Raw genomic sequence first — 15491 nt, 5'->3', positions numbered from 1 at the left:
ACCAAATTATGACACGGAATTGTTGGGGAATGTTAGTTCGGCTGGATCGCTTGCGCTGGTCAGCGTGGCGGGAGACGTTGGCATCTCCCAGTCGTACCGATCACGGGAGGCGAGCGGCTCATGGCCAGGCGCTCACGCAAGGGCAAAGCCCGCAAAAAGAAGAAGGCGAACCACGGCAAGCGTCCCACGGCGCGATGACCGGCGGGTGGCCGCCCTCCCCGGTGGCCACCCTCATTCTGGAAGTTCGGACAGCGCCCGGTCGATGCGCTCCTGCGGCAGCGTGAAGTCCTCGAGCCGGCCGGCCAGGTAGCGGTCGTACGCGCCCAGGTCGAAGTGGCCGTGGCCGCACAGCGCGGTCAGGATGACCTTCTCCTCGCCGCTCTCCTTGCAGCGCAGCGCCTCGGCGATGGTCTCGGCCAGCGCGTGGGTGGGCTCGGGGGCGGGCACGATGCCCTCGGTCCTGGCGAAGCGGAGGCCGGCCTCGAAGCACTCGCTCTGCGCGCGGGTGACCGCCTCGAACAGGCCCAGGTCGTACATGTGGGACAGCAGCGGCGACATGCCGTGATAGCGCAGGCCGCCCGCGTGGATCGGGTCGGGGACGAACGTGTGGCCCAGCGTGTGCATCTTGAGCAGCGGGGTGAGCCCGGCGGTGTCGCCGAAGTCGTAGGCGTACACGCCGCGGGTGAACGACGGGCAGGCGGCCGGCTCGACCGCGCGGAACACGGTCTCGATCCGTCCGGCCAGCTTCTCGCGCAGGAACGGGAAGACGAGGCCGGCGAAGTTGGAGCCGCCGCCGGTGCAGCCGATGACCAGATCCGGCATCTCGGGCAACTGGCCGAGCGCCTCCTCGCCGATCACGGTCTGGTGCATGAGCACGTGGTTGAGCACCGAGCCGAGCGCGTAGCGGGCGTCGGGCGTCGCGGCGGCCACCTCGACGGCCTCGCTGATCGCGATCCCCAGGCTGCCCGGCGAGCCGGGATCGTCGGCCAGGATCTTGCTGCCCGCGCCGGTCAGGGGTGACGGGCTGGCGTGGACGGTGGCGCCGTACACCTGCATGAGAGAGCGCCGGTACGGCTTCTGGTCGTAGGAGGCGCGCACCATCCAGATCTGGCATTCCAGGCCGAACTGGGCGCACGCGAACGCCAGAGCCGATCCCCACTGCCCGGCGCCGGTCTCGGTGGTGAGCAGCCGCACGCCCTCGCGAGCGTTGTAGTACGCCTGCGGGACGGCCGTGTTCGGCTTGTGGGACCCGGCGGGGGAGACGCCCTCGTACTTGTAGTAGATCCTGGCCGGCGTGTCGAGCGACCGCTCCAGCCGGCGCGCCCGGATCAGCGGCGTCGGCCGCCAGAGCCGGTAGACGTCCAGCACCTCCTCCGGGATCGGGACGAACCGCTCACCGCTCACCTCCTGCCCGATCAGCTCCATGGGAAAGAGCGGGGCCAGATCGCCGGGGCCGATGGGCTGCCGGGTGCCCGGGTGCAGCGGCGGGGGAGGCGGGGCGGGTAGATCAGGAACGATGTTGTACCAATCGCTGGGGATCACCGCTCCAGTCTGCGCCGATGGGACACCGCAATCCAGAGCCCCTATCGGTCGTCCCGCACCAGCACGGCGAGCCGCCCGGGATGATCGGCCCTGATCACCACGTCGGCGGCCCGCTGCGGGCGCGCCTCCCGCTCGTAGCGCTCGTACGCGGGCAGCCGCCACCGATCGCCCTCGGGCGTCCCCCGGTCGAGCGCGCCGGGAGACAGCCAGAGATGCGCGCTCACCTCGAACGTCAGCCCGCGCCCCAGCAGCAGCGTCCCGTCGACCACGACCACCCCGCCGGGCCCCAGTTCCTGGTACGGCAGCCGGTACGCCCGATCGATCCGGCTGTCCCACAACGCCGGCAGCACCCGCCCGGGCCCGCCGGGATCCAGCGGCTCCAGCACCTCCCGCCGCAGCGCCTTGGCATCGAGCCAGTCGTCGTAGAAGGCGTCGGGATCGGTCCTGCCGTACTCCAGCCGCAGCGACGCGGGCCGCAGGAAGTCACCGGCGGACACCCGCACCACGGGCCGCCCGCGCAGGCGGAGGGGCGCGACCAGCTCATCGGCCAGCGCCTCGGGCCGCGCGGCCGGCGCCCCATCGACGGCCACCCGCACCCACTCGCCCTGGGGCCGCCCGGAGATCAGCTCGGCCAGTTCTTCGACGAGGGCCGCACGGGAGATCGGTCGCGCACGCATCGATCTCAGCTTACGAGCGCCGCCGCGAAGACGCGGAAGGCCAGGCCTCCCGAATCGGGATGACCTGGCCTTTCGCGGTGTGGAGCGGACGACGGGAATCGAACCCGCGTAGCTAGTTTGGAAGACTAGGGCTCTACCATTGAGCTACGTCCGCGCGAACCGGTCGAACTCTGGTCTAGACTTCATCCGGTCGTCAGGGCAAAAGCGTACCGGAGTCCCGGAGCGCATGCGCACTCGGCGAGACGGGGCGTGGCGCAGCTTGGCAGCGCGCTTGCTTTGGGAGCAAGAAGTCGCAGGTTCAAATCCTGTCGCCCCGACCAGCCAGAAGGCCCCTTCCGATTCGGGAGGGGCCTTCTGCGTGACCGACCAGGAGATCGTGTCTCCTCGCCGCTCTCGAAGACGCGGTCCATCGCGGAAGATCGCGGGACAATCGTGGCTGTTCATGGGGTCAGACCTGGGAGTCGGGCGGTAGGGCGAAGGGGTCTTCGGGGAGGAAACAACCGTAATCCTGCAGCGGCATCTGGTCCTCGACCACGATCCGCTGGAGTTCGCCGGCGGGGGAAAGGCCGTCCGGGCGGTCCAGGACGCGTTGGCCCGGCCGCGGCCCGCCGTGGCCGCATCTGCTCGACGTCTCCGGTGCATCGGCTGCCAGACGACCGAAGCGGTCCAGCAGAATGTGCACCGCGTCGTACACATCGCGGACGTTTTCGGCCGCGCTTTCCTCACCGGCCTCGGGGTGGAGATCACGGTACGCCGCGCGGGCCGACGCCAGAAAACGCTCCGGATCCACGATCACCACGTCGCGGCGGGTGCGGACGCTGATCGTCATTCCAGCCGTCGGAACCGTCTGCTCATCCACCGTCCGAAGGTAGCCCATCCGGCCGAAGCCGCCCCAGGGCATTGGATCGCGGTGGACGGCTCACCGCCGCACGCCTATGTACGCCGGCTCGTCCACGGGCGGCCCCGCGATCTTCTGCCGCAGGTCGCCGGGCACGTCCGTACCTTGCGGTTTCTCCACCGAAACGATGACGTCAAGCCATGATCACCGGCACCTCGTCGATCCGGCGATCATGCAGCCGGACGGTGCACCCGGTGATCAAGGGCTGGCGTCACTGCTCGCCGTGCTGGGTGAAGCTGTGCTGGGTGAAGCGGAGCATGTTGCCGGACGGGTCGCGGAAGGCGCAGTCGCGCACCCCGTACGGCTGGTCGACCGGCTCCTGCAGCACCTCGCCGCCCGCGGCGCGGATGCGCTCGAACGTGGCGTCGCAGTCCTCGGTGTCGAAGATGACGCCGCGCAGCAGGCCCTTGGCCAGCAGTTCCGCGATGGCCGCCTTGTCGGCGGGCGAGGTGTTCGGGTCGGCCACGGGCGGTTCGAGCACGATGTCGACACCGGGCTGCGACGGCGATCCGACGGTCACCCAGCGCATCCCCTCGAACCCGACGTCATTGCGTACCTCCAGGCCGAGAACGTCCCGGTAGAAGGCGAGGGCCTTGTCGTGGTCGTCGACGGCGATGAAGCACTGCGAAAGCTTGATGTCCATGCGTGTCACGCTACGGACGACGGGCCGGGCTTTGCTTCTCCGTTCCTGACCGGTCGCGTGTAGATCTTGGCCACGCAGGCCGGGATGGCGGCGCCCTCGTCGTGGGGGCGGGCCCGGTAGGCGCTCGGGCTCTCGCCGACCAGCTCGGTGAACCGCGAGCTGAACGACCCCAGCGACGTACAGCCGACCTCGAAGCAGACCTCCGTCACCGACAGGTCACCCCTCCGCAGCAGCGCCTTGGCCCGCTCGATCCGGCGCGTCATCAGGTAGCTGTACGGCGTCTCCCCGAAGGCGGCGCGGAAGCTGCGGGAGAAGTGGCCGGCCGACATGAGGGCGACGCGCGCCAGCGCGGGAACGTCCAGCGGCTTGGCGTATTCGCGGTCCATCAGGTCACGGGCCCGGCGCAACCGGACGAGGTCCTCCAGCGTCGTCACCTCACCACCATCCCACAGGTGTATCTAGGTGCACCCATAACGGGTAATCAGCTCGATTCTCCTCCTCGATCACGAGCCGTAGCGTCGGACGTACCGGACGAGAAGGAAGGCAGACGATCATGAGCACCGCACCGCGTACCCGACAGACCGCCGCCGGCCGCGTGGGCAACGTCGCCCTGTGGGTCCTGCAGGTGGCCGTGGCCGGGTTCTTTCTGATGTCGGCCATGGGGAAGTTCACCAACGCCGAGCCGGCCGCGTCCACGTTCGAGGCGATCGGGTTCGGCGACTGGTTCCGTCACCTGGTGGGCGTGCTGGAGGTGGCGGGGGCGGCAGGGCTGCTCGTGCCGCGCCTGGCCGGGCTCGCCGGGCTGGCGTTCGTGGGGCTGATGGCCGGGGCGACGCTGACCGAGCTGCTCGTGTTCGGGGGCGGCGCGGTGCTGCCGCTCGTCACGCTCGTGCTCTGCGCCGTCATCGCGTGGGGGCGCAGGGAGAGCACGGCGGCGCTCGCCAGGCGATGAGCGGGCATGCTGAGGGCCGTGGACCTCTTCGCAGACGATCCGATGGCCCGCCCGCTGACCTACCCCGGCCGCATCCCGGACACCTCCGGCGTCCTCGTGGACGACGCGTACGTACCCCTGGGCCCGGAGGAGTGGGACGGGACGCTGGCCGCGCTGCTGGCGGGCGAGGGACAGCGGCCGCTGCGCGAACGTCACCGCGTCGTCGCCGTGGGCTCCAACGCCGCCCCCAGCCAGGTACGCAGGAAGTTCCTCGGCCACGGCGTACGCCCCATCGTCCCCATGACCATCGAGGACGTCCCCGGCATCGCCCCAGGCGTGTCCGCCCACGTCAGCAGATGGGGCTACGTACCGGCCGCGCCCATCGACACGCCGGGCGAGACCTCCAGGCTGTTCGTGCTCTGGCTGGACGAGCACCAGCTCGCCGCCCTGGATCTCACCGAGCCCAATTACCACCGCCGCCCGATCGCGCTGGAACGGCCCACCTACTGTTACACCGGCCGCCACGGCTGCATCGCCGACGCCCAGGGCCGCCCCCGCCGTCTGACGGCCCAGCGGCCCCTGATCCAGTCCCTCCTGGACGAAAGCCCCGAACTCCGCCACCTGTGCGGGACCACCCCCGACGCCTTCGTGGACAACGTCAGGGACGAGGGCGTACGCGAGGCCGTCTACCGTCTCTTCCAGCGCGGCCGCCGGGTGGAGGCAGGAGACACGGGCGGATAAGGTCTGACCTCGTGACAGACACTCGCATACCCCCGCCCATGACCGGCGACGAGCGGACCGTGCTGAACAACTGGCTCGAATGGCACCGCGGGACCATCGCCGTCAAGTGCGCGGGCCTGTCGGACGAGCAGCTGCGCGAGCGCTCGGCCGCACCCTCGACGCTCTCCCTGCTGGGCCTGGTCAGACACCTGGCGCACGTCGAGCGCGTCTGGTTCCGCCGCGTGCTCAACGGCGAGGACATCCCCAAGCTCTGGGACAAGGACCGCCACAACGACGCCGACTTCGACGAGGTCGGCGACGCCTCGGTGAAGGAGGCGTTCAGCACGTGGGAGGAGGAGGTCGAGCTCGCTCGCGCCATCTCGGCCGCCAAGCCGCTGGACGCCGTCGGCGACCGCAACGGGCAGGACTGCTCCCACCGCTGGATCCTCGTCCACGTGATCGAGGAGTACGCCAGGCACAACGGTCACGCCGACCTGCTGCGCGAGCGTATCGACGGCGTCACGGGCGACTAGCGGAACCGGCCCTCTTGGCGGGCACGAACACCATCCCGCCGAGGGGGTTGAAAGGTTACGCGCCCGCGTGGAAGAGCGCCCAGACGGCCTTGCCGCCGCGGGCCAGCGGGTCCCAGCCCCAGCACTGGCTGTACGTCTCGACGATGTAGAGGCCGCGCCCGTTCTCCGAGATGAAGTCGGGCTCCTTGGGCCGCGGCACCTCGTCACTCGGGTCCGCCACGGCGAGCAGGACGTGCGGTGACACCCGCATCAGCAGCAGCTCGATCTCCCGGCGCCCCGCCGCGTACATCGCGTACCTGACGGCGTTCGTCACCAGCTCGGAGACCACCAGCGCGGCGTCGTCGCTCAGTTCGTTCAGGCCCCAGCCGCGCAGTGTCGAGCGGGTCACGTCCCTGGCCGTCTTCACGGAGTCGGCCTGAAAGGGCAGCGGGCACGCGGTCGTGTACGGCTTCCCACCCATGAGCAGGTGGTCGAAGCCCACCTCCCGGGTGATCTGCAGGCAATCGGCAGTGGCCAGAGGATCCTCCACCATGCTGCCGATACCTCCCCGTTCAACCTTGGTTAGTGCATGTTTGGCCCAATATGCACTAAGCCATCATGGGTCACGACCGCCGCCGCTGCAAGACCCAAATGCACGTGCAGCTGCAATGTGCAGTAGCAAGCGGCGTTTTGGGGCATAACTCACCGAATCGGACACGGGGTTGAGACCTTGTCATACCCGGCAATGTGGTGTCACTGTGTGTGCGGACCTTGATAGGAGGCAAAGTGACGCAGAACCAGCCGGGTTCCGGGCCGACGGCGCTGCGCATCCTCCTGGGCTCCCAGCTGCGCAAGCTCAGGGAAGCGAAGAACGTCACTCGTGAGGAGGCCGGCCACCTCATCCGGGGCTCGGAATCCAAGATCAGCCGAATGGAACTCGGCCGAGTGGGGTTCAAAGAACGCGACGTCGCGGACCTGCTGACCCTGTACGGGGTCGTCGACCATCAGGCCCGCTCCGCCGTGCTCGACCTGGTCGCCACCGCCAATGAGCCTGGCTGGTGGCACCGGTTCAACGATGTCCTGCCCACGTGGTTCCAGGCGTACGTCGGCCTTGAGGAGGCCGCCGCCAGGATCAGGACCTACGAGGTCCAGTTCGTGCCGGGACTCTTGCAGACCAAGGAGTACGCAAGGGCCGTGGTGACCGCCGGTTCGGCGGGCATCGTGGCGGAGGAGATCGCCAGGAGGGTGGATCTCCGTCTGGAGCGCCAGCGGATGTTGGACAGGCCCGACGGGCCGGTCTTCTGGGCGGTGATCGACGAGGCGGCGCTCCGGCGGCCCATCGGCGGCGCCGAGGTGATGCGCGCGCAGATCGAGCACCTCATCGACCTGATGCGGCAGCCCAGCATCACGATCCAGATCATGCCGTTCAGCTTCGGTGGCCACAGCGCGGAGGGCGGCGCGTTCAGCATCCTGCGCTTCCCCGACACCGACCTGCCGGACGTCGTGTACGTGGAGCAGCTCGCCAGCGCGCTCTACCTGGACAAGCGCGAAGACGTGGACCGATACACCGAGGTGATGGAACGGCTCTGCGCCGTGAGTACCACCCCGGACGAGACGATCGAGTTGTTGCGTACGATCGCGGACGAGTTCTGACGGTCGCGGCGTCGTTGTTGGGTATGCATCTGCCCTAGACTGGCGTTCGGCGTTGGATCCCGCCGTAGCGGAGCATGCCCAACACCGCGCACATGTGGCCGCGGCGCGTGACCGTAGCGATGCACGCGCCCGCGATCACTCGTAGCTTGATCAAGGAGACCATTCCGTGAAGACCGCTGTCGAGGAGCTCAGCCCGACCCGGGTCAAGCTCACTGTCGAGGTGCCGTTCGACGAGCTGCGCCCGAGCATGGATGCGGCGTACAAGAAGGTCGCGCAGCAGGTGCGCGTCCCCGGGTTCCGGCCTGGCAAGGTTCCGGCCCGCATCATCGAGCAGCGCTTCGGCCGGGCGGTAGTGCTGGAGGAGACCCTCAACGACGCCGTGCCCAAGCTGTACGGCCAGGCCGTCGACGAGGTCGACGTGTTCCCGGTCAGCCAGCCTGACATCGAGGTCACGAAGATCGACGACGGTGAGCAGATCGAGTTCACCGCCGAGGTCGACATCCGGCCCAACTTCGAGGTGCCCGACTACCAGGGCGCCGAGGTCACGGTCGACTCCGCCGAGGTCTCCGACGAAGACGTGGACACGCAGCTCAACTCGCTGCGCCAGCGTTTCGCGACGCTGACCGGCGTCGAGCGGGCCGCGACGAGCGGTGACTTCGTCGTGATGGACCTGCGCGCCGAGATCAACGGCGAGAACATCGAGGAGCAGCAGGCCAGCGAGGTCTCCTACGAGGTCGGCGCCGGCTCCGTGCTGCAGGGCCTCGACGACGCGCTCGAGGGCATGTCCGCGGGCGAGGAGAAGAGCTTCAAGACCGAGCTCGTCGGCGGCGAGAACGCCGGCGAGGAGGCCGACGTCATCATCAACGTCAAGGCGGTCAAGGAGAAGGTGCTGCCGGAGCTGGACGACGAGTTCGCCCAGCTGGCCAGCGAGTTCGACACGCTCGACGAGCTGAAGAACAGCATCCGCGAGCAGGCCCGCCGCAACAAGCTGATCGACCAGGTCGTGCAGGCCCGCGAGAAGGCGCTCGACGCGCTGCTCGAGAAGATCGACATCCCGCTGCCGGACAGTGCGCTCAAGGCCGAGGTCGACGCGCGCAAGCACAACCTGGACCACCAGGTGTCCGAGAGCGGCCTCAGCCGCGACGCCTTCTTCCGTCTCTACCAGACGACGGAGGAGGAGCGCCTCGCCGAGTTCGAGACCGGCTCCGCCCGGGCGATCAAGATCGGGTTCATCCTCGACAAGATCGTCAAGAGCGAGGAGCTGGGCGTCTCCGAGCAGGAGCTGACCAACTTCGTGGTCCGCCGCGCCATGGAGATGGGCGTGCAGCCCAACGAGCTGGCCAAGCACCTCGCCGACAACGACCAGCTGACGCTGGCCATGGTCGAGATCGTCCGCGACAAGGCCCGCTCGGTGCTGGGCGACGCCGCCAAGGTCGTCGACACCGACGGCAACGAGGTCGACCTCAAGGCGATCTACACCGAGATCAACGGTGAAGAGGTCGTCGAGGAGGACGCTCCCGCCGAGGAGCAGGCTTCCGCCGATGACAAGGACAAGGCCGAGGCGTAACCTCCACCTATCCGGAACGGAAGCCCCCTGGGAGCCCTCCCAGGGGGCTTCCGGCTTCCCGGGCGTCCGTGGCGGCGCTCAGAGGCGCTCAGATGGCCCGAGAGCGTCTGGTGGCACCTCGTGCCTGCCCTCGCGCCCGGCGTCCCCTCTGTCGTGCTCTCAGAGCGTCACAGGGAGAGGGGCCTGGCCGGGTGGCGGACGAATGCGGCAGAACGCCTCAAATGGCAACAGGGGCCGACGTGCTCGAACCTGCGCCGTCAGCGAACAGTCCGCGAGAGCGGGCATGACCTGTGGGTGGCGCGCGTTAAGGTCACAAGCAAAGCCAATCGATTACGACGCATCGGAAGGTGACGCTGTGACCAGCCCGCCGACCTTCTATCAGCCTGAGTCGCGAGGCCGTGAGAACGGCTCGTCCTTCCGGCTTGAGGACCAGCTTTACCAGCGCCTGCTGCGTGAGCGCATCATCGTGCTCGGTCAGGAGGTCAACGACGAGATCGCCAACCGCATCTGTGCGGAGTTGCTGTTGCTCGCGGCCGACGACCCCGAGCGCGACATCACGCTCTACATCAACTCGCCGGGTGGTTCGGTGAGTGCCGGCATGGCGATTTACGACATGATGGAATACGTACCTAACGACGTATCCACGGTTGTGATGGGCATGGCGGCTTCGATGGGGCAGTTCCTGCTGACGGCGGGGGCCAGAGGCAAGCGCTACGGCCTGCCGCACGCCCGCGTCATGATGCACCAGCCGTCCGGAGGCATCGGTGGCACCGCCGCCGACATCGCCATCCAGGCCGAGCAGATGCTCTACGTGAAGAAGACCCTGGCCGAGCGGATCGCCTTCCACACGGGGCAGCCGCTCGACCAGATCGAGGCCGATTCCGACCGCGACCGGTGGTTCACGGCCGAGGAGGCCAAGGACTACGGCTTCATCGACCACGTCGTGCGGAGCGCGCGGCAGGTGCCCTCCGTGGGCCCGGTTTCCTAGGGGGAGCTGACATGCATATCGAAAGCCGTTACGTTCTCCCCTCCTTCGCCGAGCGTACGTCCTACGGCGTGAAGGAGAACAACCCGTACAACAAGCTCTTCGAGGACCGCATCATCTTCCTCGGCGTGCAGATCGACGACGCGTCGGCCAACGACGTGATGGCCCAGCTCCTGACGCTGGAGTCGCTCGACCCCGACCGTGACATCAGCATCTACATCAACTCGCCGGGTGGCTCCTTCACCGCCATGACGGCGATCTACGACACGATGCAGTTCGTCCGGCCGGAGATCCAGACCGTCTGCCTCGGCCAGGCCGCCTCCGCCGCGGCCGTGCTGCTGGCCGGCGGCACCCCGGGCAAGCGGTTCGCGCTGCCCAACGCCCGGGTGCTGATCCACCAGCCGTCCACCGAGGGTGGCGGCCAGGGCAGCGACATCGAGATTCAGGCCCGCGAGATCCTGCGCATGCGCACGCTTCTCGAGGACATCGTGGCCAAGCACACCGGCAAATCCTCCGTAGAGGTCCGCAAGGACATCGAACGCGACAAAATTCTCTCTGCGGATGAGGCGAAGGCGTATGGTCTGATCGACGACATCATCCCGTCCAGGAAGAAACGAGCCCAGGCCGTGGCTTCCTAGACGAGACGTGACGCACCGGAGCGCTGCCCAATAGGGCACGTTCCGGTGCGACTCGCCGCTAGGGGGCTCACTGAGGGCCCAGAAGACGGTAACGTCGAAACCTGAGCGGTTCGGACCGGGTCCGGAGGATACGGATCGCGGGAGCAGGGCGGTCCCACGCAAAGGAGTATCTGGGGTGGCACGCATCGGCGACGGGGGAGACCTGCTGAAGTGCTCTTTCTGCGGGAAGAGTCAGAAGCAAGTCAAGAAGCTCATTGCCGGTCCAGGCGTCTACATCTGCGATGAGTGCATCGATCTCTGCAACGAGATCATCGAGGAGGAGCTCTCCGAGTCCTCCGAGCTCAAGTGGGACAACCTGCCCAAGCCGAGGGAGATCTACGAGTTCCTCGACGCCTACGTCATCGGTCAGGACAAGGCGAAGAAGGCTCTCTCGGTGGCGGTCTACAACCACTACAAGCGGGTGCAGTCCGGTGACCGGGGCAGAGACGACGGTCTGGAACTGGCCAAGAGCAACATTTTGTTGCTCGGACCGACCGGTTCGGGCAAGACGCTGCTGGCGCAGACCCTGGCGAAGATGCTCAACGTACCCTTCGCCATCGCCGACGCCACCGCGCTGACCGAGGCGGGCTACGTCGGCGAGGATGTGGAGAACATCCTCCTCAAGCTCATCCAGGCCGCCGACTACGACGTCAAGAAGGCCGAGACCGGCATCATCTACATCGACGAGGTCGACAAGATCGCTCGCAAGAGCGAAAACCCGTCGATCACGCGCGACGTCTCCGGTGAAGGCGTGCAACAGGCGCTGCTGAAGATACTGGAGGGCACCACGGCCTCGGTGCCTCCGCAGGGCGGTCGCAAGCATCCGCACCAGGAGTTCATCCAGATCGACACCACCAACGTGCTGTTCATCTGCGGTGGTGCGTTCGCGGGCCTCGAAAAGATCATCGAGTCGCGCATCGGCAAGAAGGGCATCGGCTTCAACGCCGTCATCCGGTCGAAGGAAGAGGTCGACATGGTCGACATCTTCGGCGACGTGATGCCCGAAGACCTGCTGAAGTTCGGCATGATCCCCGAGTTCGTGGGCCGGCTTCCGGTCATCACCTCGGTGCACAACCTCGACCGCGAGGCGCTCATCCAGATCCTCACCGAGCCGCGCAACGCCCTGGTCAAGCAATACCGCAAGCTGCTCGAGCTCGACGGCGTGGAGCTGGAGTTCACCGACGGCGCCCTTGAGGCCATCGCCGACCAGGCGATCCTGCGCGGCACCGGCGCCCGCGGGCTGCGCGCCATCCTGGAGGAGGTGCTCCAGTCCGTCATGTACGAAGTGCCCTCCAGGCAGGATGTCGCCCGCGTGGTCATCACCCGCGAGTCGGTGATCGAGCACGCGATCCCGACGCTCGTCCCGCGCGACCAGCTCGCCGCCAAGCAGCAGCGCACGCCGCGCGAGAAGTCGGCCTGACCAGGCCGATCCGCACGTCCGAACGCCCCGTGGTGGAAACCATGGGGCGTTCCGCTTGCCCGGCTCCCTAGAATTGGTCACTGTGACAACGCCAGAGCTGCCTACTCAGTACACCCCGGCCGACGTCGAGACCCGAAGCTACGAGCGCTGGGTATCCGAAGGCCACTTCCGTGCCGACCCGGGCAGCTCGCGCGAGCCGTACAGCATCGTCCTTCCTCCCCCCAACGTGACGGGCGTCCTGCACATCGGGCACGCCCTCGACCACTCCATCCAGGACGCGCTGACGCGCCGCGCCCGCATGCAGGGGCGCGAGACGCTCTGGCTGCCCGGCATGGACCACGCCGGCATCGCCACCCAGAACGTCGTCGAACGCGAGCTGGCCAAACAGGGCAAGTCGCGCCACGATCTCGGGCGCGAGGCGTTCGTCGAGCGGGTCTGGGAGTGGAAGGAGGAGTCCGGCGGCCGGATCCTCGGCCAGATGCGCAAGCTCGGCGACGGCGTCGACTGGTCGCGCGAGCGCTTCACGATGGACCCGGGGCTCTCGCGGGCCGTGCAGACCATCTTCAAGAAGCTGTTCGACGACGGGCTCATCTACCGCGCCGAGCGGATCATCAACTGGTGCCCGCGCTGCCTCACCGCGCTGTCCGACATTGAGGTGGAGCACAGCGAGGACGAGGGCGAGCTCGTCTCGATCCGCTACTCCGACGAGATCGTGGTCGCGACCACGCGCGCCGAGACCATGCTCGGCGACACGGCCGTGGCCGTGCACCCCGCCGACGAGCGCTACGCGCACCTGATCGGCACGCTGGTGGAGGTGCCGCTCACCGGCCGCATGATCCCCGTGGTCGCCGACGAGCACGTCGACCCGTCCTTCGGTACGGGCGCCGTCAAGGTGACCCCCGCCCACGACCCCAACGACTTCGAGATCGGGCGGCGCCATTCGCTGCCGTCGCTGACCGTCATGGACGAGCGCGGCGTCATCACCGCGCACGGGCCGTTCCAGGGTCTCGACCGGTTCGAGGCGCGTCCCGCCGTGGTCGCCGCGCTGCGCGCGGAGGGCAGGATCGTCGCCGAGAAGCGTCCCTACGTGCACTCGGTGGGCCACTGCTCGCGCTGCAAGACCGTGGTCGAGCCCCGGCTGTCGCTGCAGTGGTTCGTCAACGTGCAGCCGCTGGCCAAGGCCGCCGGCGACGCCGTCCGCGACGGGCGCACCCGCATCCACCCGCCGGAGCTGGCCAAGCGCTACTTCGACTGGGTCGACGACATGCACGACTGGTGCATCTCCCGCCAGCTCTGGTGGGGCCACCGCATCCCGGTCTGGTACGGCCCGGGCGGCGAGGTCGTCTGCGTCGGCCCCGACGAGGAGCCGCCCGCCGGCTACACCCAGGACTCCGACGTCCTGGACACCTGGTTCTCCTCGGGCCTGTGGCCGTTCTCGACGCTGGGCTGGCCGGACGCCACACCGGAGCTCGCGCGCTTCTACCCGACGTCGGTGCTGGTCACCGGCTACGACATCCTGTTCTTCTGGGTCGCGCGGATGATGATGTTCGGCCTGTACGCCATGGACGGCGAGCCGCCGTTCCGCGTCGTCGCGCTGCACGGCATGGTCCGCGACCAATACGGCAAGAAGATGTCGAAGTCGTTCGGCAACGTGGTCGACCCGCTCGACTGGATCGAGCGCTTCGGCGCCGACGCCACCCGCTTCACGCTGCTGCGCGGCGCCAACCCCGGCGCCGACGTGGCGGTGAGTGAGGAGTGGGCGGGCGGCTCGCGCAACTTCTGCAACAAGATCTGGAACGCCACCAGGTTCGCGTTGATGAACGGCGCCGCCGTCGGCTCGATCGACGACGCCGAGCTGACCGCGGCCGATCGGTGGATCCTGTCACGCCTGCAGAGCGTGATCACGGCGGCCGACGCGGCGTTCGAGGAGTTCGAGTTCGCCAAGGCGTCCGACCTGCTCTACCACTTCGCATGGGACGAGGTCTGCGACTGGTATCTCGAGCTCGCCAAGATCCAGCTCGGGGAAGGGCGGGAGCACACCAGGCTGGTCCTGGGCCATGTGCTCGACGCGCTGCTGCGGCTGATGCATCCGCTGGTGCCGTTCGTGACCGAGGAGCTGTGGCGGGCCGTCACGGGTGGCGACTCGATCGTGGTGGCGCCCTGGCCGGTGCCGGAGTCCCGCTACGCCGACGCCGCCGCGGAGGCGGAGATCGAGGCGTTGCAGGAGCTGGTGACCGAGGTCCGGCGGTTCCGTTCGGACCAGGGGCTCAAGCCGGGCCAGAAGGTGGCCGCACAACTCGGGCTGACCGGCACGCCGCTGGCCGGCCAGGAGACGGCCATCCGGTCACTGCTGCGGCTGACAGAGCCGGCGGAGTCGTTCAGCGCCACGGCGCGCTTCACCGTGGGCGGGGTGACCGTCGAGATCGACACGGCGGGCGCCATCGACGTGGTGGCCGAGCGTAAGCGGCTGGAGAAGGACCTGGCGGTCGCGCGCAAGGAGGCCGCCCAGGTGGCGGCCAAGCTGGGCAATGAGCAGTTCATGGCCAAGGCGCCGCAGGACGTGGTGACCAAGGTCAGGGGCAGGGCCGAGCAGGCGAACGCGGACATCGCGCGCCTGGAGGCTCAGCTCGCCGGTCTGGGTGTTTGAACCGAACGCACGCGGGGAAGGTCCATTCGTTACCGAAGATGGACCTTCCACCGCCCAGAGGCTGCTACAGTTTTCAACGCGGGGCTGGTCAGCCCTGAAACCCTTCTGATCAAAACCCCGAGTTTCGGGCGCTTCCAGCCGCGCGGTTGGACATCGGCCGAAAGTTGGAGTAAGTTAGCAGGGTTGCCTCGAAGCGAGGCAAGTCCGGAAGATACCGGATCGGGCGGTTTGACAAGGATCGTCCGGATCTGATAAACTTCGGAAGACGAAATGAACGCCTCCGGCGCTCGGATCCCGCAAGGGTCTTGGTGAAGGAAGTACGCGTCCGTTTCTTGAGAACTCAACAGTGTGTTAAAAGCCAGTGCATGATGCACAACCCCGTCATATTGATTGACGGATTCCTTTGGTTGGCATTCATCTTTGGATGGGTGCTGGCTGGGACATTTTTTCCAGGCATTGTTTGGAGAGTTTGATCCTGGCTCAGGACGAACGCTGGCGGCGTGCTTAACACATGCAAGTCGAGCGGAAAGGCCCTTCGGGGTACTCGAGCGGCGAACGGGTGAGTAACACGTGAGCAACCTGCCCCTGACTCTGGGATAAGCCCGGGAAACTGGGTCTA

The 15491-nt window shown here is 67.7% G+C and carries 16 protein-coding genes, 2 tRNA genes and 1 rRNA gene; 12 read left to right on the top strand and 7 right to left on the bottom strand.

What is annotated here, in order from left to right:
* The first annotated feature begins 120 nt into the window (after positions 1-120).
* Positions 121-198 carry a 50S ribosomal protein bL37 gene (locus C4V41_RS66155; protein ID WP_376776135.1) on the top strand — a complete coding sequence of 26 codons (78 nt, stop codon included), beginning with the start codon at positions 121-123 and terminating at the stop codon, positions 196-198.
* Between the two features lie 33 nt (positions 199-231).
* Here the strand turns inward: C4V41_RS66155 and C4V41_RS22910 are convergent, their stop codons facing one another.
* The 3 genes from C4V41_RS22910 to C4V41_RS22900 form a co-directional block, all read right to left on the bottom strand.
* A complete protein-coding gene (locus C4V41_RS22910) occupies positions 232-1542 on the bottom strand; it encodes a TrpB-like pyridoxal phosphate-dependent enzyme (protein WP_200824155.1) in 1311 nt (436 codons plus the stop codon).
* 41 nt (positions 1543-1583) lie between these two features.
* Positions 1584-2219 (bottom strand): nucleoside/nucleotide kinase family protein, encoded by a 636-nt coding sequence (locus C4V41_RS22905; protein WP_103957983.1) that lies wholly within the window; start codon positions 2217-2219, stop codon positions 1584-1586.
* 80 nt (positions 2220-2299) lie between these two features.
* Positions 2300-2373, bottom strand: a tRNA-Gly gene (locus tag C4V41_RS22900).
* Positions 2374-2462: 89 nt separating this feature from the next.
* Between C4V41_RS22900 and C4V41_RS22895 the strand changes: the two genes are divergently transcribed.
* Positions 2463-2539 (top strand) — tRNA-Pro (locus C4V41_RS22895).
* Positions 2540-2667: 128 nt separating this feature from the next.
* On the opposite strand, the gene C4V41_RS22890 is transcribed toward C4V41_RS22895, so the two are convergent.
* The 3 genes from C4V41_RS22890 to C4V41_RS22880 form a co-directional block, all read right to left on the bottom strand.
* The gene (locus C4V41_RS22890) at positions 2668-3078 is read right to left on the bottom strand and encodes a hypothetical protein (protein ID WP_146103746.1); all 411 of its coding nucleotides are present in this window, start codon (positions 3076-3078) and stop codon (positions 2668-2670) included.
* Positions 3079-3328: 250 nt separating this feature from the next.
* Positions 3329-3760 carry a VOC family protein gene (locus C4V41_RS22885; protein ID WP_103958356.1) on the bottom strand — a complete coding sequence of 144 codons (432 nt, stop codon included), beginning with the start codon at positions 3758-3760 and terminating at the stop codon, positions 3329-3331.
* Between the two features lie 5 nt (positions 3761-3765).
* Positions 3766-4146, bottom strand: coding sequence for a helix-turn-helix transcriptional regulator (locus C4V41_RS22880; protein WP_103958355.1), 381 nt, complete (start codon positions 4144-4146; stop codon positions 3766-3768).
* A gap of 167 nt (positions 4147-4313) precedes the next feature.
* Between C4V41_RS22880 and C4V41_RS22875 the strand changes: the two genes are divergently transcribed.
* From C4V41_RS22875 to C4V41_RS22865, 3 genes are read left to right on the top strand one after another with little or no spacing between them, the layout of a single operon-like run.
* A complete protein-coding gene (locus C4V41_RS22875) occupies positions 4314-4712 on the top strand; it encodes a DoxX family protein (RefSeq protein WP_103957981.1) in 399 nt (132 codons plus the stop codon).
* Between the two features lie 18 nt (positions 4713-4730).
* Positions 4731-5432, top strand: coding sequence for a hypothetical protein (locus C4V41_RS22870; RefSeq protein ID WP_146103745.1), 702 nt, complete (start codon positions 4731-4733; stop codon positions 5430-5432).
* A gap of 11 nt (positions 5433-5443) precedes the next feature.
* Positions 5444-5944, top strand: coding sequence for a DinB family protein (locus C4V41_RS22865; protein ID WP_235030324.1), 501 nt, complete (start codon positions 5444-5446; stop codon positions 5942-5944).
* Positions 5945-5999: 55 nt separating this feature from the next.
* On the opposite strand, the gene C4V41_RS22860 is transcribed toward C4V41_RS22865, so the two are convergent.
* Positions 6000-6476 (bottom strand): ATP-binding protein, encoded by a 477-nt coding sequence (locus C4V41_RS22860; RefSeq protein ID WP_103957978.1) that lies wholly within the window; start codon positions 6474-6476, stop codon positions 6000-6002.
* 233 nt (positions 6477-6709) lie between these two features.
* On the opposite strand from C4V41_RS22860, the gene C4V41_RS22855 reads away from it, so the two are divergent.
* The 7 genes from C4V41_RS22855 to C4V41_RS22825 form a co-directional block, all read left to right on the top strand.
* A complete protein-coding gene (locus C4V41_RS22855) occupies positions 6710-7576 on the top strand; it encodes a helix-turn-helix domain-containing protein (RefSeq protein WP_103957977.1) in 867 nt (288 codons plus the stop codon).
* Between the two features lie 166 nt (positions 7577-7742).
* Entirely contained in the window at positions 7743-9143 is a 1401-nt protein-coding gene (tig, locus tag C4V41_RS22850; protein WP_103957976.1) for a trigger factor, read from the top strand.
* A gap of 355 nt (positions 9144-9498) precedes the next feature.
* Positions 9499-10131 carry a ClpP family protease gene (locus C4V41_RS22845; protein ID WP_103957975.1) on the top strand — a complete coding sequence of 211 codons (633 nt, stop codon included), beginning with the start codon at positions 9499-9501 and terminating at the stop codon, positions 10129-10131.
* An 11-nt stretch (positions 10132-10142) separates the two neighbouring features.
* Positions 10143-10766, top strand: coding sequence for an ATP-dependent Clp protease proteolytic subunit (locus C4V41_RS22840; RefSeq protein WP_103957974.1), 624 nt, complete (start codon positions 10143-10145; stop codon positions 10764-10766).
* 175 nt (positions 10767-10941) lie between these two features.
* On the top strand, positions 10942-12225 hold the full coding sequence (gene clpX, locus C4V41_RS22835) for an ATP-dependent Clp protease ATP-binding subunit ClpX (protein ID WP_103957973.1): 1284 nt from the start codon (positions 10942-10944) through the stop codon (positions 12223-12225).
* 73 nt (positions 12226-12298) lie between these two features.
* Positions 12299-14872, top strand: a complete 2574-nt coding sequence (locus tag C4V41_RS22830; protein WP_200824154.1) for a valine--tRNA ligase — start codon at positions 12299-12301, stop codon at positions 14870-14872.
* Positions 14873-15329: 457 nt separating this feature from the next.
* A 16S ribosomal RNA gene (locus C4V41_RS22825) occupies positions 15330-15491 on the top strand; the annotation flags it as partial.

It is taken from the genome of Nonomuraea solani (genome assembly GCF_900108335.1).
In the GTDB taxonomy this organism is placed as follows: domain Bacteria; phylum Actinomycetota; class Actinomycetes; order Streptosporangiales; family Streptosporangiaceae; genus Nonomuraea; species Nonomuraea solani.
Note: the sequence above shows the minus strand (reverse complement) of the source record. Positions and strands in the feature narration are given on the sequence as shown.